The organism is Enterobacter sp. GD03975 (assembly GCF_029838645.1).
Classification (GTDB): Bacteria; Pseudomonadota; Gammaproteobacteria; order Enterobacterales; family Enterobacteriaceae; genus Enterobacter; species Enterobacter quasihormaechei.
In genome coordinates this window covers 38,087-55,118 of the sequence record NZ_JAOBZC010000014.1, presented here as the reverse complement: position 1 = coordinate 55,118, position 17,032 = coordinate 38,087, and the positions used below count along the sequence as shown (strand labels likewise).

At 57.5% G+C, this 17,032-nt stretch carries 13 protein-coding genes; 5 read left to right on the top strand and 8 right to left on the bottom strand.

Going from position 1 to position 17,032, the window contains the following annotated elements; genetic code table 11:
- Window positions 1-4: 4 nt before the first annotated feature.
- Genes N5C09_RS18490 through N5C09_RS18460 form a run of 7 tightly spaced genes read right to left on the bottom strand, consistent with a single transcriptional unit; the run spans window position 5 to window position 11,367 of the window.
- Window positions 5-2,203 (bottom strand): sugar-binding domain-containing protein, encoded by a 2,199-nt coding sequence (locus N5C09_RS18490; protein ID WP_279749625.1) that lies wholly within the window; start codon window positions 2,201-2,203, stop codon window positions 5-7.
- The gene (locus N5C09_RS18485) at window positions 2,172-4,868 is read right to left on the bottom strand and encodes a response regulator (protein WP_279749624.1); all 2,697 of its coding nucleotides are present in this window, start codon (window positions 4,866-4,868) and stop codon (window positions 2,172-2,174) included. Before N5C09_RS18485 ends, N5C09_RS18490 begins: the two co-directional genes overlap by 32 nt.
- A gap of 2 nt (window positions 4,869-4,870) precedes the next feature.
- Window positions 4,871-5,305: a globin gene (locus tag N5C09_RS18480; RefSeq protein WP_279749623.1), complete on the bottom strand. Its 435-nt coding sequence runs from the start codon at window positions 5,303-5,305 to the stop codon at window positions 4,871-4,873.
- Window positions 5,302-6,696, bottom strand: a complete 1,395-nt coding sequence (locus N5C09_RS18475) for a DUF3131 domain-containing protein (protein ID WP_279749622.1) — start codon at window positions 6,694-6,696, stop codon at window positions 5,302-5,304. The genes N5C09_RS18480 and N5C09_RS18475 overlap by 4 nt, the downstream gene beginning before the upstream one ends.
- Window positions 6,681-8,228 (bottom strand): DUF3131 domain-containing protein, encoded by a 1,548-nt coding sequence (locus tag N5C09_RS18470; RefSeq protein ID WP_279749621.1) that lies wholly within the window; start codon window positions 8,226-8,228, stop codon window positions 6,681-6,683. The genes N5C09_RS18475 and N5C09_RS18470 overlap by 16 nt, the downstream gene beginning before the upstream one ends.
- A complete protein-coding gene (locus tag N5C09_RS18465; protein ID WP_279749620.1) occupies window positions 8,225-9,556 on the bottom strand; it encodes a DUF3131 domain-containing protein in 1,332 nt (443 codons plus the stop codon). The genes N5C09_RS18470 and N5C09_RS18465 overlap by 4 nt, the downstream gene beginning before the upstream one ends.
- On the bottom strand, window positions 9,553-11,367 hold the full coding sequence (locus N5C09_RS18460) for a glycosyltransferase (protein ID WP_279749619.1): 1,815 nt from the start codon (window positions 11,365-11,367) through the stop codon (window positions 9,553-9,555). The genes N5C09_RS18465 and N5C09_RS18460 overlap by 4 nt, the downstream gene beginning before the upstream one ends.
- A gap of 284 nt (window positions 11,368-11,651) precedes the next feature.
- On the opposite strand from N5C09_RS18460, the gene opgC reads away from it, so the two are divergent.
- Genes opgC through N5C09_RS18435 form a run of 5 tightly spaced genes read left to right on the top strand, consistent with a single transcriptional unit; the run spans window position 11,652 to window position 15,758 of the window.
- On the top strand, window positions 11,652-12,869 hold the full coding sequence (gene opgC / locus N5C09_RS18455; protein ID WP_193034839.1) for an OpgC domain-containing protein: 1,218 nt from the start codon (window positions 11,652-11,654) through the stop codon (window positions 12,867-12,869).
- Window positions 12,870-12,879: 10 nt separating this feature from the next.
- Window positions 12,880-13,779: a hypothetical protein gene (locus N5C09_RS18450; RefSeq protein WP_193527754.1), complete on the top strand. Its 900-nt coding sequence runs from the start codon at window positions 12,880-12,882 to the stop codon at window positions 13,777-13,779.
- Between the two features lie 11 nt (window positions 13,780-13,790).
- Window positions 13,791-14,996 (top strand): SpoIIE family protein phosphatase, encoded by a 1,206-nt coding sequence (locus N5C09_RS18445; RefSeq protein WP_279749618.1) that lies wholly within the window; start codon window positions 13,791-13,793, stop codon window positions 14,994-14,996.
- Window positions 14,993-15,331: an STAS domain-containing protein gene (locus N5C09_RS18440; protein WP_112792914.1), complete on the top strand. Its 339-nt coding sequence runs from the start codon at window positions 14,993-14,995 to the stop codon at window positions 15,329-15,331. The genes N5C09_RS18445 and N5C09_RS18440 overlap by 4 nt, the downstream gene beginning before the upstream one ends.
- A gap of 7 nt (window positions 15,332-15,338) precedes the next feature.
- Window positions 15,339-15,758: an ATP-binding protein gene (locus tag N5C09_RS18435; protein WP_279749617.1), complete on the top strand. Its 420-nt coding sequence runs from the start codon at window positions 15,339-15,341 to the stop codon at window positions 15,756-15,758.
- An 87-nt stretch (window positions 15,759-15,845) separates the two neighbouring features.
- Here N5C09_RS18435 and N5C09_RS18430 read toward each other — a convergent pair whose 3' ends face one another.
- On the bottom strand, window positions 15,846-17,021 hold the full coding sequence (locus N5C09_RS18430; RefSeq protein ID WP_279749650.1) for a cupin: 1,176 nt from the start codon (window positions 17,019-17,021) through the stop codon (window positions 15,846-15,848).
- Window positions 17,022-17,032 lie beyond the last annotated feature (11 nt).

Genomic DNA, 17,032 nt, shown 5'->3' with positions numbered 1-17,032 from the left:
GCATTTATGGCTCAGGAGGGCTTTCCACCCTCTCAATGCGCTGGTTGGAACCCACGGTTTTACCGGCGCGATCCGAAATCACATACTCAATGGTAACGTTATGCCTGGTGGTCGGTGTGACGGTGATGTCCTTGATCCTGCTGCCCGAATCGGGGGGAAGCGTAAGGGTTGTATTGCCTTTAGCCAGCACCCGACCATGTTGCTTCACCTGCCACTTCAGACGACACGCCTCACAGGCGGACCAGGTGTCATTGATTGCCCACAGGCGAACCGTTGCTTCGTTCCCCTGACGCCACACCGCCGTCACGGGTTCAATCGACGGCAGAATGGGCTGATAGGCTTTTTGCAGCGCGTAGTAGCCCGCTTTCGGCTTACGCAGATAATCCACGACGCCCCAGTTGATGGAGGGCCAGGTTTCTACAAACATAAAGTGGAAGAGGGCGGTAACCGGCTGATAGCGCTGCCGGCGATAGCTCTCTGCCGCCATTGCCACCAGCTCCGCCTGGTAACGCTGGGTGTTGGCAATCATCTCCTGAATGGTATTACCCCGCGGAATATTGGCAAATTTAAAGGTCTGGAAGGGCTGGAAGTTATGGTATTTCCAGTGCGTCCAGCCGGGATCGTCGGCGGCGGTGCTTTTCGGCCACATCAGGCGGGCGGGAATGATGGTTTTCAGGGTTGAGAGTCGCGGTAGCGCCTGAGCGCCAAACTCCGTGATGATTGCGGTTTTGGCGGGGCCGAGCAAATCGCGCATGGTGCCAAAGTACCAGCCAGCCCAGTAGTGTTCTTCCACCGCGGAAAAACGATGCACAATGCGCGAGGTGTCTTGCGCAAGCGCGTCTCCCACGCGTTTCGTCAGGTTCTGGTTCAGGGTTTTATTCCAGTCGGGGAAGCGTTTTTCCATCCACGGTGAATTCCACGGCGGCTCGTTATGACCGCCCCAGACGATAATGGCCGGGGAATTGCCAAATTGTTCAACCATCTCGCGGGTCTGCCGCGCGGCATTGTCCGCAAAGGCGTCGCTGTTGTTGTAACCCCATTGCAGGGGGACATCCTGCCAGATCATCAGCCCCATCTCGTCAGCCACATCGTAAAGCGCCCGGCCTGCCACATGCGCGTGAACGCGTATCGCATTGGCGTTCATCGCCTGCACCAGCCTGAAGTCGCGGCGATATTTCTTGCGCGTCATGGTGCTAAGCCAGGGGGAACCGATGTAGTTGCTCCCCTTGATAAACAGGCGCCTGTCATTGATCAGCCAGCCTCTGTTGTCCGGCTGCTCCTCCATCTTGCGCAGCCCGGTTCGGGTCACCGCGGTATCCATCACCCCCTGTTCGTCCGCCAGGGTCGCACGCACCCGGTAGAGATTTGGCCTGCCATAGCCCACTGGCCACCAGAGCTTCGCGTCTTTTACGGGCAGCGTGACGCTGAGCGACCGCGGCTTACCGTCCGTTTTCGCAATCTGAACCGAAAACGCCTGCTCTGTGCGCTCGCCGATGAAATTATCAGGGGTTGCTGACAGGCGCAGCGTGACGTCACCGGCAGACAACGCCCGATAGCGGATCTCGGCGTGCAGCGCTGGTTTTTTCAGCCCTTCACGCCAGTCCGGACGCAGGATCACCTCGTCGATAGTCACGGCGCGACTCAGGTGTAGCTTCACCGGTGCCCAAATCCCACCTGAGTTGGCGTCCTGGCCATTCTCTGCCCACGCCCCGCCAGGGCGAGTATCGTGCTGATTAAGTACGCCTTTAACCATCGTTTTGTGCAGCGGCCAGATTGTTTTCGGATCTTCCCAGGGGCTGTCCACCCGCACGGCGAGCTTATTGTGTCGCTGCAAAGCATCGCTTATGTCTACGGAGAAGCGCTGGAAATACCCCTCGTGACGGGCAAGATGCCTGCCGTTGAGCGTGACGTCGGCAAAATAGTCCACGCCATCAAAGACCAGGGTGGCCATGGTATCGGGCGCGCGCCGGGGCAGGGTAAATTCGTGCCGATACCAGAGGGCACCCTGATGATCGTATCCGGCGCTGTACCAGTTGGCCGGAACCGCAATCGATCGCCAGTCGCGGTCAGGCGCGCTGGCGCCATCAAAGGTGCTGAGGTTGGCGTCATGCACGCGCCACATTCCGGCCAGTGACCAGGTGACGGGCTGGCTGGCCTGGGCCAGCAGAGGGCTAATTGCCAGCAGCAGAAGAAGCCTGATCATCTTTAACCTCCTGAGCTCTGCGGCGCAGCCAGGCCGCAGAGCGTCTGGCCTCCTCGATAAGCTCGCCATGTAAAACGCTCAGCCCCGTCTGGTTCAGCGAGACCGCCTGACTCTCCATTTGCTGAAGCACTTCTGAAAGACGAATGAAACCGAGGGTGACGGCTTCGCCGCGAAGCTTATGAGCGGCCCGCCGCAGGGCCTCGCGGTCATCATGCGCAATGTTCAGCGCTATGGCTGCCACCGCCTCGTCAAGACCGTTGCCGAACAGCGCCAGCAGCTCATTAACCAGTTCAGGATCGTCCGCGCACTGTTTTAACAGCTGTGCCTCATCCGGCAGACCCTTTTCTTCTCCGGCGACAACACGGGCTATCTCCTCCCTGAGCGCCTCCTGACTTACCGGCTTGGCAATATAGCCGTCGAAGCCCATTGCCAGACAGCGCGCCTTGTCGCCCTGCATGGCATGGGCGGTCATCGCGATGGTGGGCTGATGGTTACGCCCCCGCGCGAGCGTTTCTTCACGAAGCAGGCGAATGGCCGTTTCACCGTCCATTTCTGGCATTTGCAGGTCAACCAGCATCAAATCCCACGGCTGTTCACGCCAGCGTTCGAGGGCCTCCCGGCCATTGGATACCACTTCGCAACGGTGCCCGAGCTGCTCCAGCAGGCGTCTGGCCACTTTCTGATTCACCAGGTTGTCCTCAGCCAGCAGGATACGCAGACTGGCCTGCGCCGTAACGGGCGCAGAAGCGGGCACAGCCGCGGGGGAGGCAAGGGGGGCGGGCGCAAGGACGCTGGCAATGGTTTGATAAAGTTCACGTTGGGCAACCGGCTTATGCAGATAATGGGCGATCCCGATGCGCTTCAGCATGTTGGCGTCAAAATGACGGCTCATGGAACTGAGCATAATGATGTGGCTTTGCCCGGCCTGCGGCATAACGGAGAGCTCAAGGGCCAGCGATACGCCGTCCATATCCGGCATCTGCGCATCCAGCAGGATCAGCGGCCAGCATCCCCCTTTTGCGATCAGGCTTAACGCTTCCCCTGCGTTGTTAACACAGCTTGGCGTCAGACCCATCTGGCGAAGCATCGTGTCCAGCAGTCGCAGGTTGGTGCTGTTGTCGTCGACCACCAGGACCGATTCGCCGTTAAAGCGGGCTACAGGAGCACCGGGAGTGGAAGCAGCCAGCTGGCTCTCCAGCGGCAGAGTAAACGCAAATTCGCTGCCTGCCCCCGGCTCGCTCTGAACCGTCAGCTCTCCGCCCATCAGGCTCACCAGACGGGCTGAAATGGTCAGCCCGAGGCCAGTACCGCCGTAGCGGCGGGTGGTTGAGCTATCGGCCTGGCTAAACGCCTCGAAAATGGCTTTTTGTTTCTCCACCGGGATGCCAATGCCGCTGTCGCGAAGGCGAAAACGCCACTGACCTTCACGTTGTGCAGGCTCTATTGCCAGCATAACCTCACCCTGAGGGGTGAACTTCAGCGCGTTGCCCAAAAGGTTAGTCAGAATTTGACGTAGCCGGGGACCATCAACGATGAGCACGTCCGGCACTTCAGGTGCGATATCCACCAGCAGTTCGATGCCCTTTTCGCTGGCGGCGGGCATGTGCGGGCGGATCAGCGACTGCACAAAGGGACGGATCTCCAGCGGCTCTGTATCGACGGTCATCTTACCTGACTCAATGCGGGAGAAATCGAGAATGTCATTGATGATATGCATCAGTGACTGCGCTGAACTCATCACCAGAGACAGGTATTCCCGCTGTTCGGGGTTGAGATGCGTATCGAGGCAGAGCTGTGTCATGCCCAGAATGCCGTTCATCGGGGTGCGAATTTCGTGGCTCATGTTCGCCAGAAATGCACTTTTCGCCTCGTTGGCCTCCCGGGCGACTTTCGCCGCTTCAATGGCCAGCAGCTCGGCCTCCTTGCGGCGGGTAATGTCCTGTAGGGTGCCGATCACCCGTTCGGCCTGCTGCTGCATGCTGAGGGTGACCACCTGCCCCGAGATCAGCATCCAGCGCCAGACCTGGGACGCGTGCTGTACGCGAATTTCACATTCAAATACCGGCATATGCTCCTGTCTGGAGGCGATCATCGCGTTGCGCAGCACGGCGCGATCTTCTTCATGGACCAGGTTAAGTAAAAAGCGCAGCGGGTAGTGCAGGTGCGTACGCGACTGACCCACCATCGCCAGCAGGGTATCGTTTACCTCCAGGCTGTCTTGAGAGACCTGCCAGTTCCAGATGCCGATCTGAATGGACTCTGCGGTCAGTAAAAAATCATCGTGCAGCTGGTGGCGCGAACGCTGGGCGTCGTCAAGTTCGGTAATATCGGTATGCAGGCTGAGAATGCCGCCATCCGCAAGACGCTGATGCTGCACGTAGAGCCGCCGGTTTCCCGACTGCCGCACCTCACGATGGCTTGACTGGCGGCAGTTGCGAACGATCGCTTCCCGCAGGGTTCGGCGGCGGGTGGGGTCGATGTTATAGCCTGCATCAATGAATTTCTCCGCCAGGCTTTCAAGCGAAGCACCGGCGCTCAGCCAGGGGGTGATGACCGGGTAAAAGCGCGTTATCTGGTCATTCCAGGCCAGCAGACGCTCGGCGGGATCGTAAATCATTACCCCTACAGGCAGCGCGTTGAGATCGAACCGGGATGTGGATCGCATGGTTACTCGCCTCCGGTCTGATAGTGCAACTCCGCCTGGCGGCGCAGATACTCCAGCCCGGGCGCAATCGCCATCGCCCAGGCCGTAAGGATCTCGTCGTCGCAAAGGGGATCGCAGGCGCGCACCGTCCTGAGCATGGCCTCCCGCCAGAGTCCGAAAAATCGCGGCGGCAGGCGTAACCCTTCATCAGTCTGCTCCCGTGCCAGACGTTCCAGAAAATCCGGCACGAAGAGCGCACCGTCAACGGCAAGCATGGCGAAAAAGCACTTGAAGATCGTTTGCTGGCCATCCCGCCCCTGGCCCCGGGCAAAATGCTGCTCCGTTTCGGGGGACATATGGATAAACGTCTCCCAGAAAGCCTGCAAAAAGCGCCGTTTATCATTCTCCGGCAGAACGCGGTTCAGGCTGGCGTCAAAGAGATCGCGATAAAATTTCATGGTGCGGCCCTCGCGGCGCGTTCGCCCGGCAGGCAGAGGCCGGGCGGGTTGAAGGGATCCGACGTGCGGCGGGCAAAATAGCCATCGTTTTCCACCAGGCCATTTTCAAACAGCGGCCCGGCGTTGTGTTTGTACAGCAGCGCTTCCAGCACCATGGCGTTCGTCGAGAGGGTGAGCGTCGGGTTGATGTCGCCGGTTGCCTCAACGCGGCCCTCAAACCAGCCCTGTTTCGGATTATTCAGGTGCCGGGTAACGGCCATCAACGCGTCAGTGTAATCGGTCTCCCACAGCGCCCAGAGCACAAAGACGGCCTTCGTGCTCACCTGTGCCAGGCGGGGATAGCTTTTTCCGTCGTCGCCCAGGGTGTTCCAGGCATAGCCATTTCCCCAGACGGTGTCTTCTACGTGCCAGGGGGCCTGAGAGAGGTAAAAATCGGCGCGTGCGGTGAGCGCGCGCTCACGCTCCCAGCGCGTTTTCTGGCTAAGCCATACGGCTTCGGCCCGCGCGCGCAGCGTTTTATGAATATCGGACGTCACGCCGGGCGGTTGCCAGCCAAACTCCAGCCCCGGCAGCATGGCGGGGAGGGTGGAGAGCAGCGACGGCTGCCAGGTCGTTCTGGGATCGCGCGCGTCAACGGCGAGGCTACGCTGGTACAGAATGATGTTCTGAGAAGGCGGAGAGAATGCCTTATCCGATGAAAATCCCCACAGCCGAAACGCGCTGGCGGCATATTCGCTTTCACCCAGCCGCAGCTCGTCGCGCACCACCGGCTGCCCGTTTTGCACGGACGCAGACCACAGCTCCCCGTCCTTGTCCAACACCGGACAGAAATTCCAGCGCAGGATGATTTTATCCAGATATTCACGGTACTCAGGGGCACGCTCGGCTGCGAGCCGCAGCGCCAGCATCAGACGGGCCATATCTTTTGCCGACCAGCCGCGCGGGGCCGGTTTTCCTGTGAAATCGATGGGCGACGCCGTTCGGCTGGAATAGAGCCTTCCGGGGGTGCGGGTTTCGGTCAACGTCAGACGATTGAGGGTTCCGAGCAGGCGCGTCAGCCGGGCGTCGAATTCGTCCGCCTGGATAAGATCAAGCTCGCGGGCAGCCAGCAGGGCGATAAGCGTATCGCCCATTTGCCACAGCGTAACGCGCGGCTGTTTATCGCTGCCGTTGACCAGCCCTGTCTGAGGCTGGGTATTATTGTCAAAATAGCGCCAGGCGATACGCGCCCACTCCCGCTCCTGAGGCGTCAGGCTACTGACGCGTGCGGTGGTGTGCCAGCCACCTTTGGTCAGCCAGCGCCACCCTGCGCCCTCCTGGCGGAACAGGACGAAGGCGATAATAAGAATGAGGACGGCGGCAGCCAGCCCGCGGGCTAAGGTCTTAAGCATTGTGCGGTCACCGGCGGCAGTTTTACAGGCTCGTCCGTATTACAGGTGGCACACTGACAGGCCTGGCAACCGGGTTTGGTGCGCAGGGTGGTTCCGGTCTGTTCACACCATGTCTTCACCGCTGGCGTACTGTTCAGGAACGGGCGGTTGCGCGAGGCATTATTGGGTTCAAAGAGGTCCACCAGCTTTTTCTCCCACAGGGAAGGGGCGAAGTGGCGATCTTTGGGATTATCGCTGTTGAACTGCAACAGCTTGCCCTCTTTCTTGAACAACAGGGCTTCAAGCATGATCCCGTTGTTATTGGCGGTGAACTCTTTGATGGGGCCGTCGCCGTTTTCGTACAGCCCTTCGTAGTATCCTTTGTCTGCCTCGTTGGCGTTTTCAATGGCGTCCAGCAGGCGGTCGGTATAAGGCGAATTCCAGAGAACCCACATCCCGAGCGCCGCTTTCAGCGAGACGGCGGCCGTGTTGGGAACGTACACGCCTTTATCGGTAATGGTGTTCCAGTTGAAGCCGTCGCTAAAAACGGTGTCGTAGACAAAGTAGGGGGACTTATCGAGTTGATGCTCAGAGCGAGCGGATAAAATACCGGTGATGGCGTAGCGATTCTCCTGAGCCTGGTAAACCCTGTCGGCAAAGTTTTTCATCCACGGATGAGAGTAATCGCGTGGGCTGTTCTCCCTGTCCGTCGGCTTGTCGAAACCAAATTCCAGGCCGTAAAGCACATAGGATTCGGTGACGACGTAGTTATGCTGGCTGGTGAGGCGCGGATCGCGCGAGTCATAGGGCACCATGACGCAGTAGATCTCAGCCAGCTCGTAGGGCTGGGGCTGGCTCGACTGACAGGTGCCAAAGCCCCACAGCGCAAAGCCCGCAGCACCGTACTCTTCATAGCCCAGCCGCCCTTCCTGCACGTACTTTGGCTGGCCATTTTCCAGGTAGGCGCCGTACATCATCCCGCAGGGGTTGATGACGTTGGTGAAATTCCATCCCAGCATCACGTTATCAATGCTGTTGCTGTATTCCGGATAGCGCTCCTTAATGACCTTCAGCCAGATCAGCATCCTGCCGATGTCCAGCGCCGAGAAGCCAATCTCGCCAGGTTTGTTCTGGTAGTTAACCTTCTGGGCGGTGATGGTGTTATAGGCTTTGTTGGGCAGTTCGTTGCGGAACAAATCCAGTTTGTTCAGGGTGGCGAGTAATTTCAGCATTCTGCGATCGAATTCGGCTTTATCAATAATCCCCAGCTCCCTTGCGGCCGTCATCGCGGCCATATAGGAGGCGCTGTCCCACATGGTGGTTGAGGGAAATTTATTGACGGCATTCACCAGCCCGGTAGTGGGCTGGTAGTTCACAATGAAATATTGCCAGGCGTTTTTGGCAATGGTCATCTCCCGAGGCGTGAGTTCCCCGCTACGCGGCGGGTAATCTGAGGCGGGAAGGCTGGTCGCTGCCTGGGCCGCAGAGAGTGAGAGCCAGCCTGCTACAAGCCCGGCCAGAAGAGGAAAAAAGAGTATTGATTTCAGCTTCATGGCTTCGCTCCTGCTGAAGATGTGGGGGGAGTGGCGGGGCCAGGGCAGGCCAGACAAAGCATCTGACCGTGAGCAATGTACGCCAGGCTCTCAAGGACGACCGCATTGGTATCGGCGTCAACGATCTCGTTCACGCTGATGTTAAGGTTAAGCCCGCGCTGCCAGCCCTTACCCGGCACCTGTAGCTTCTGCACCTGCTGGCGCAGCGCTTCGCTCCAGCCGTTGCGGAACAGGGCGTACCAGGCAAAGGCGGTGCGGGTCGAGGTTATCGCCGTTTGCTCCGGCGTGGCGTCAAGCAGAGCGCTATTTTGCAGCGGCTGGCGATCGGGCAGATCGTTGACGTAATCCGGCGCGGGCTCGGCGTAATCTGTGCTGATCGGCGGCTTGCGGACCCGCAGGCCGTGACGTCGCTGCTGGATTTGCATTATGCGCCAGGCAATTTCGGCGCTCTGCGCGTCGAAACCCAGCTCAAGGCCCGTTAATAAATAGGGAAGGCTGATAAGCGAAGGCTGCCGACCCCACGGGGTGCGTAGCCCTTCATCAGGCACCATTATTCCGTCGATGTCGATCATCTGCTGCCCTTCCGGCGGGTTCGTCACCGCCAGCCCCGCCGCGCTGTCGATCAGCCGAAGCGTATGGCTGGCATACAGGCGATAGCCGAAGCTGTTTCGCGGCTCGTCCGTCGCCAGCGCCCAGTGGTGGAGCGGGACCGCGGCCTGGCTGCTGGTGTTGTGGGCAATCAGGGCGCCCAACTTCCAGCGATCTAAAAGATTGCGCACGTCGGCGGCATGCTGGGGGTAGCGCCACAGCAACGTTTGCAGGGCGTTAAGCAGGCGGCCCAAGCCGATAGCCGAGGCGTCCGGTTTCCCCAGGGCTTCCAGCGTGTCAGCATGGTAATAGGCGGCGGGCAGCCCCTGCGGGTTGAGCGGAAGACGGGTGAGAGCAGCCAGTGCAGCCGTGATGCGTTCATCAAATTCGTCGGGAGTAAGAATGCTGAGCTGCCTGGCGGCTACAGCGGCAAACAGATAGCTGCCGGTGCTCCACAGGCTGAGCCAGGGCTCGCCGTCGTGCGCATTGGCCAGACCATTCGGCTGCGTATTGTTCACATAATACTGCCAGGCTACCCGCCCCCAGATGGCCTCTTCGAATGTCAGCTCACGCGGAGCGGGCAGGGGCGGGAAATCGTTACTCAGCGACATCCCCGCGCTGCCTTCAACGCGTGTTGGCATCTGTTTTTCAACCCAGACGACGATGGCGAATCCCAGCAGAAAGCCGAGCAGGATCGTGAGGTAGCTGCGGGCTGACAAAAGCGCGTCGCGTTTTCTCATTCGCTCACCTCTTCTTCAGCTGGGGTCCACATGGCGGCGAAGATCAGCGGCAACATGGCGGCAATGTTGACTGCACCCCAGAAGATGTTAATGACGTAGCCGGAGGGATCGTCAACCTGCCCGCGAGCGACCTGAATCCCGCCCCAAATCAGCCCGGCCAGGGTGAGCACGACGATGGCGATTTGCGGTTTCACCAGATAGAGAAACCTGCCCGTCTGCCGCTCTTTCGGCGTGACGTGGAATTTGATCTGCTCACCGCGCAGTACCGTATCGAGCGCACGCAGGTTCATTGAGAAAAAGGAGAGATATGACGCTCTGCCGTCCCAGGCTGAAATCCCCCAGGTGCCGAACATAAAGGCCAGCTCCGACATGATGAAAAAGGGTAAAAAATGAAGATAAAAGGGCTCTGACCAGGCTGAAACAGGCGGAATGCCGGTAAACAGGTAAACAATGGGCGATATCAGGAAAATGGTGTTCCACACGCAGGCCAGATAGGACCAGAAGGTGGTGGCATACATCAGGGTCTGCGGCAGAGAAAGCTTAAAACGGCGGCGGCTAAAAATATTGTCGTGGAACAAAATATCCAGTGAACCCGCGGCGTATTTGAAGCGTTGGATCATCCACGTCAGCATGTCCTGCGGAGAGAGCATTTTCGATTCGATCCGCGGGTGCATCACCGAGCGCCAGCGGCGGGCGGCATCGCCGTGGAGCAGGATGGAGGTATAAATATCTTCCGAAACGTGAAACTTATAGGGCGTGAGCTCTGTGTCGAAAGCCACGTGAGGGCGCATGGCATCCTGAAGGGTTTCACGCATGACGGGATCGCGTATATCCCGCGTGTGCCGCTCAACCTCCTCTTCCACCGTCCAGACATAGCTGCGCAGCGCGGCCTGCATTACCGCTTCGCGCCTGTGTACAGAGGCCGCACCGCAGCAGAAAGCGGCGTTGGCCCAGTTTCGCCGGCGTAAAATCACGTCATAAAACATGCGCGGATCGTTAAAAAAGGGGTCACGGCCAATGGTCACCGTCCCGATGAACTTCTGCGCAAGCCATCCCAAACCGTATCCCGGTTTGCCCGCTTTTCGCCCAAGCCAGCGCGCCAGGTTTTCCCCTTCCGGCAGGTCGAAAAACCACTGCGGCGTCTGGACCCAGGCGACGTCAGGATCGCGAAAGTAGCCCAGCGTGTGGCTGAGCAGGGTGGGGAAGACCCGGGTATCGGCATCGCAAATGATCAGGAAATCTCCGTCAGTTTGCTCAAGACCGTTTCGCAAATTACCGGCCTTGAAGCCAATATTGGTCTGGCGGGAGATGTAGTTGGCACCTTCCTGATCGCAGACGGCTTTCATTTCTGGCCGTCGACCGTCGTCAAGCACGTGCACTTTATAGTCCAGCGGAACCGGGTAGACCATCTTCATGGCGTCCCGAATAGAAAGCCTGACCAGCTCCACGTCTTCTGAATAGGTTGCGATAAAGAGATCGACCTTCAGGGGTCTGGATGCTTCCGCGTCTTCGGGGCGCAGGCAGTCATTGATCTCAACCGGGGGTGAGTTTTGCGGCGGATCGTCCTCTTTCCACAGGTTAATGGTGAACAGCACAGTGCCGATCCAGGCCAGCGTTTCCGCCAATACCAGCGGAATGGCATACCACAGCGCATCGGTATTTAAGGAGGCTGTCCAGCGCCAGTAAAGATAATTAGCGCCTAAAATCAGCGCGGCAACCGCTAATACCTGCCATGTTAGCATTACCCAGCGCGGTGTCTTAAGCGGTTCAGGCGGCTGGCGATGTTCAAAACGGGAAAAATAAAAATCCATAGAGAAGGATATCCTGATTCCACGATGGCTATTAATAACTGACCCGTTACCGACAGGGAGCGCAAAACAGAAAATAACGTCCGCTAAAACAAAAAGTAAAGTAAGTGTAGATGGTGGATAAAATAATTCCAGAGGCGTAAAAAACCGATCTTTCAGGCATGCTTAAATAATCGTTAACTACGCTTAATAATATCGTAAGCGTTGTCAAAAATTGCCAGATGCTTTTCTTTACGCTATCTAAATAAAATACAAGAAACTTTTTAGCATGGAGAACGCGACGCCCCATGAGCCAGATTGCGCCTGTGCTTATAAGAAAAGATACTGAAAAACCAACAGCATGGCGTTACGTCCTGTCGGATAAACGTGATTTACGTATAGATTTTATGCGCGGTATCGCGTTAGTAATGATGGTGGTGGCGCACACGGAAGTGATGTCGATATTTAATATATTCACCTGGGAAAGGTTTGGTCTGGTCACCGGTGCTGAAGGGTTTGTGATCCTTTCCGGATTTATGCTGGGAATGTTAAACCGTGCCAGATTGCAAAAAGCGGTATTGTTGACGATATCCTGGGGGTTATATCTGCGCGCATGGAAAATATATCGCGTAAATATCATCATTATTCTTTCATTTTTGCTGTTAGGGTATCTTCCGTTTATTAACGTTTTTGAGGTTACCCATTTTACCGATCGTTACTCAGGTACAACCTGGGCATTGTATCCGGTGACACCGCAAATTAAAGAAACCTGGTTTAACATTGTCCTCTACCTGCAAATTGGTCCTCATCAAACGCAAATCCTGGGGCTCTATATTTTTCTTCTGCTGTTAAGTCCCCTGTTTTTGGGAATGCTCCAGAGAGGATACGTCTACTGGCTGCTGGGGTTATCGTTGCTCGTTTACGGTTGCTGGCAGATATGGCCGGTGCGCGTGACGCCGTCTCAGTTTGAATTCGCGTTTCCGCTGCTGGCCTGGCAGTTCATTTTTGTGCTGGGAATGTGCAGCGGCTGGTACAAAGAAGATTTGATCTCTTTTGCCCGCACCCCCGCCGGTAAGGTGGTGCTCGTGGCGCTGGTAATGATTGCGCTGGTGCTTGGCTTTATCGCCCAGAATCATACCAACCCGTTTATGCCCCCCGCGCTGCTCATGCACAGCCTTTCACCCGAGAACTTTAACGCGTTTTATCATACCTGGGCGGCAAAAAATGGCCTTGGACCCGTCAGGGTCGTGAACGATATCAGCCTGATGGTGACGGTCTATCTGCTGCTGACCTGGTGCTGGCAGCCGCTGTATCGCCTGGCGGGCTGGTTTCTCATCCCGCTTGGTCAGCATTCGCTTTACACCTTTATTTTGCACGTCTACGTCGTATTCCTGGTAAGCCAGTTCGTCACGTTCGATCTGTGGCGCCAGGACTGGGTTGTGAATACCTTCATCCACGCGGTGACGCTGGGCGTGCTGTGGCTGATGGCGAAATATAACGTCGCCGCGCGCTGGATACCTAACTAAGGAAGGGCAGATGCGGGATAAATTGTTGCTGACCTGTGCGCTGTTGTGCGTTGCCACCGGCACAGAGGCTGCGCCGAAGGACGATGCGGAATCGCTACGTGACAAGAACGGCGAGCCGGTGCAGGCTGGCGTGTTCACCAGCCGCTGGGGTCGCCTGTTCTCGGGGAATGAAGACGTCTTCTCTGGCGCGCTGAGCTTTAGTTCCGGACTGAAAGAGCAGTGGATGACCATCCCGAACAGCTCGGACAGCGCGGAGCAGAAACGTAAATACAACCAGACGCTCAATCTCAGCCTGCAATACTCACCCTACAGTTACTGGTTTGCCAACGTGACATCGCGGTTGCCGGTGACGGACACCAGCCGCTATACGGCTGATTTTCGTTACAGTTTTGGCTATGACGACTGGCATGCCAACACGGTCAGCCTGGTGTACAGCAATTACGGGGATAACCGCTTCTGGACGTCAGGAACCCGTCGTCACACCTATTTTGAGCAGGGAGCCGTGACGCTGGCGTATAAATTTTCACTGCCGAAGCCCGTGGAGAATACGCTCCTGATCAACAAAGGCGACTCCATCATTTGCCAGGTGGGCTACAGCTGGGTTCCGCGCTATTACGATCTGGACAGCAACGATATCCGCAAAAACAAGAACGTGGTGTTGGGCGGATGCGGTTATACCTTTAAGCAGCATTTCTTCGTGCGCGCTACGGCGTTCTGGTTCCCGGACAGCAGCCAGCAACAGCCCTGGAACGGCGACTATAGCTATAGCTTTGGCTACGCGGGCTATACGCCGGGTTCATTTTCCGTTCAGTACGCTAACTATTCCGGCACCCGTTACCCCGGCCACCAGAGCGGCAGCGGCAAATTCCGGGAAGGCACCGTCAGCGTCATCTGGTTCTTACCGCTTTAGGAGGGCGTAGGGTGTCACAGCACGTCCTGATAGTTGAAGATTCGCTGGTTTATCGTCGCCTGCTCAGCCGAATGCTGACGCAGTGGGGGTACATCGTCTACGAGGCGGAGAACGGCGTCGCCGCGCTTGAGATCCTTGAAAACCAGCCCGTCAGTCTGGTGATTAGCGACTGGGATATGCCGGAAATGGATGGCCTGATATTGTGCCGGGAGGTTCGCAGCCGTCAGTTTGGACATTATGTTTATTTAATTTTGCTTACCGCGCGCGAAGAGCCGGGCGATCTGACGGTGGGGTTTGACGCCGGGGCGGATGATTTTCTCAATAAGCCGGTCGAGCAGAGTGAGCTGCGGGCGCGACTGCACGCGGGGGCACGGGTTTTGTCCCTTGAAGCCACGCTTGCTGCGCGTAATGCGCGCCTCAGCGAGGCGCTAAGGCAGATAGAGCAAGACCTGGAGGTGGCGGCACGGATCCAGCAGTCGGTTCTGCCCGCGCATCAGCTGCGCTACCGGGATTATTTTGCCGACTGGATTTTCCTGCCGTCAGCCTGGGTGTCCGGCGATATTTTCAATGTCTTCCCGCTGGACAATCACCTGGGATTCTACTGCGTGGATGTATCCGGGCACGGCGTCGGCGCGGCGATGATGTCGCTTGCCGTGGCCCGTCAGTTTCTGCATGGCAGGGCGGTGGAGCGTTTTCTGTTTGCGGACGATAGCGATGTTGCCTCTCCCGCGGACGTCGTTCGGATCCTGAACGGTCGCTTTTGCAGCGAAGAGGTGGAGATAATGAGCTATTTCACCATGATTTACGGTGTTATCGACCTGTCGACAGGTGAAGGCAAGCTTTGCCAGGCCGGGCATCCCACTCCCTTTATTGTGAACCCTGGCGGCGAGATCAGGACGGTCGGTGAAGGCGGCGCGCCGGTAGGATTGATGCCGGATCTGAGCTGGACAGACGTGAACTTCTCGCTGGCACCGGGCGAACGACTTTGCCTGTTCAGTGATGGTATTACCGAGTGTGAGAATCCTGATAACGAACAGTATGGGCAGGCGCGATTGCAGCATCGGCTTCAGCGTGATGCCACGCTAGCGCTGGAACAGCTCTTACCGCAGTTTGCGCAGCACCTTGTTCACTGGCGCAGTGGGGAACGCCGGGAACCCCGGGCAATGGCCGACGATGTTTCCCTGTTAATTATTGAGCGTACTGGAGAAAGACAATGAATATTGATACAGAAAGGCATCCCGGCGTGAATATCATGACGCCCTCGGTGCGAAGACTTGACGCCTCGGTGGCGGCGGCCTTTAAAGATGCCGTCACCCGGGAGCTCGGTGAGGATCGTAAAGCCCTGATTGTCGACTTCAGCAAAATCGATTTCATCGACAGTAGCGGTTTGGGCGCGCTTGTATCGCTGCTCAAAATGATGAACGGTAAAGGTGACATGGTGCTGTGCGCGCTGAACCCCGGTATACGCAACATGTTCACCCTGACCCGTATGGATCGCATATTTCGCATTTGTCCGGATCGCGCTACGGCACTTGCGCTGCTTAATCAGTGAGTTGACCGTGGCTAACGACATCACGCTTCCCGCCTCGTTAAGCTCAGTCTCGCCGCTTGCGGTGTGGCTTGAACGTCAGATGGCTTCGCTGTCCGTCAGCGATGACTGGCGCTTTGCGCTCGATCTCGCCGCCTGTGAAACGGCAACCAATATTATTCGCCATGCGCTACATGAGGACCCGGAACGTTACTTCACCGTGGAGTTCATCGCTACCCGCTCGGGCGCGACGCTGCGTTTTACGGACGATGGCGATGCCTTTCCTGCTGAACGTCTCGCGGCGGGGCGTGAAGACGTGACGTTCGACGGCTGTCTTTTGGCTGAAAGCGGCAGAGGACTGAAACTCATTTTGCTGTATGCCGATAATTTCACGGTGGAAAACGTTGCAGGGAAAAATATTACCGTTCTGGAGAAGGCGATGGTCGGATAATGTTTGACCGTGGAGAAGGTCTGGTGAGGGCAGTATGGGCGCAGTTAACCATCTGCGCCAGTATCGTGATGACGGTAATAAACCCAGTCAGGCATCCGCCTGCCATTTCTCCAGTATTGCACCGGCCCGACGGGCCGTGGCGGGCAGGATGTCGGCATCGGCCACGTAGCCATCGGGATCGAGACAGCGATTGTGTTCTCTCGCCTGTTGCAGGATCGCCTCGTCCCAGTAGAGGCGCTTACGCCGATCGCCACGGGTAGTCAGAATACACTCCGCATTGCCGTCAACGGCGCGATAGCGACGCCAGCTGTTTGCCGGAATGGAGATCACCGAACGTTCCGGAGCGATAACGCTCACCTCTTCGCCCGCCTCGTTCCATGTGACCTCCAGCTGGCCTTTAAAGACCATGATGACCTGAATATCCGGGCACAGGTGTCGGCCCACAACGTGATCCTCAGCAAGACGCAGCCATTCGACGGAAAAACCGTGCGGACTCACGATAGCGGGAGCGGAATCCCGATCCTGTGAAATGCCAAAACCGATGACCGGCGCAATTTCGCCGCCGTGTCCCGGCAGCACCGAATCCAGCAGTCCCTGTGTTGACCAGCAGCGGTCATCGCCGGTTACCGCGCGCTGGCGCATCTCCTCAACGCTGTAGTCGCGCAGCCCGGCAATATAGGCCTCTGAAAGCGGCGTCAGCAGCGCTGCGGGATCAGGCTGCGGGTCGCCAGCCTCCTGCGCAATCAGCATGTTATCTTTGCTCAAATACATTCCGTATTCCCCTGCTGCCGCCAGCACGGAAGGGTGCCAGATGATCCCGCCCGTGTTGTCCCCGCCGAGCACGGTAAACACCATACCGCTGGTCTCTTCTTTACTGACGTTGGTGAAACCGCGGAAGATCCAGGTCGGTATTGAGAGGATGGTAGGCGCGCTAAATTCAGCTTCGTGCTCACCGTTGGCGCCCCAGCGAAAACGCCATGTCCCTTCATGGATCAGAAACACCTCGGCGGTGAAATGCAGATGCAGGTTATTGGTTACCCCTTTCGGCATTGCCGCCGCGCCAATGTTAAAGCCGTGCGGCTCGGGAATATTGACAACCTGCTCGCTGGACTGGGTTACACCCGGACCGATGAAGGAATAGTTTTGTTTGAGATGCGAACCGGGCAGCTTGCAATCAATAAACGCAAGATTGCATGAAACCATATCGTCGGGTGTGATCACCCGGCTTTTTGCCTGGCTCTGGGTAAGCGTAATGGCTTTCATCATTTCTCCTT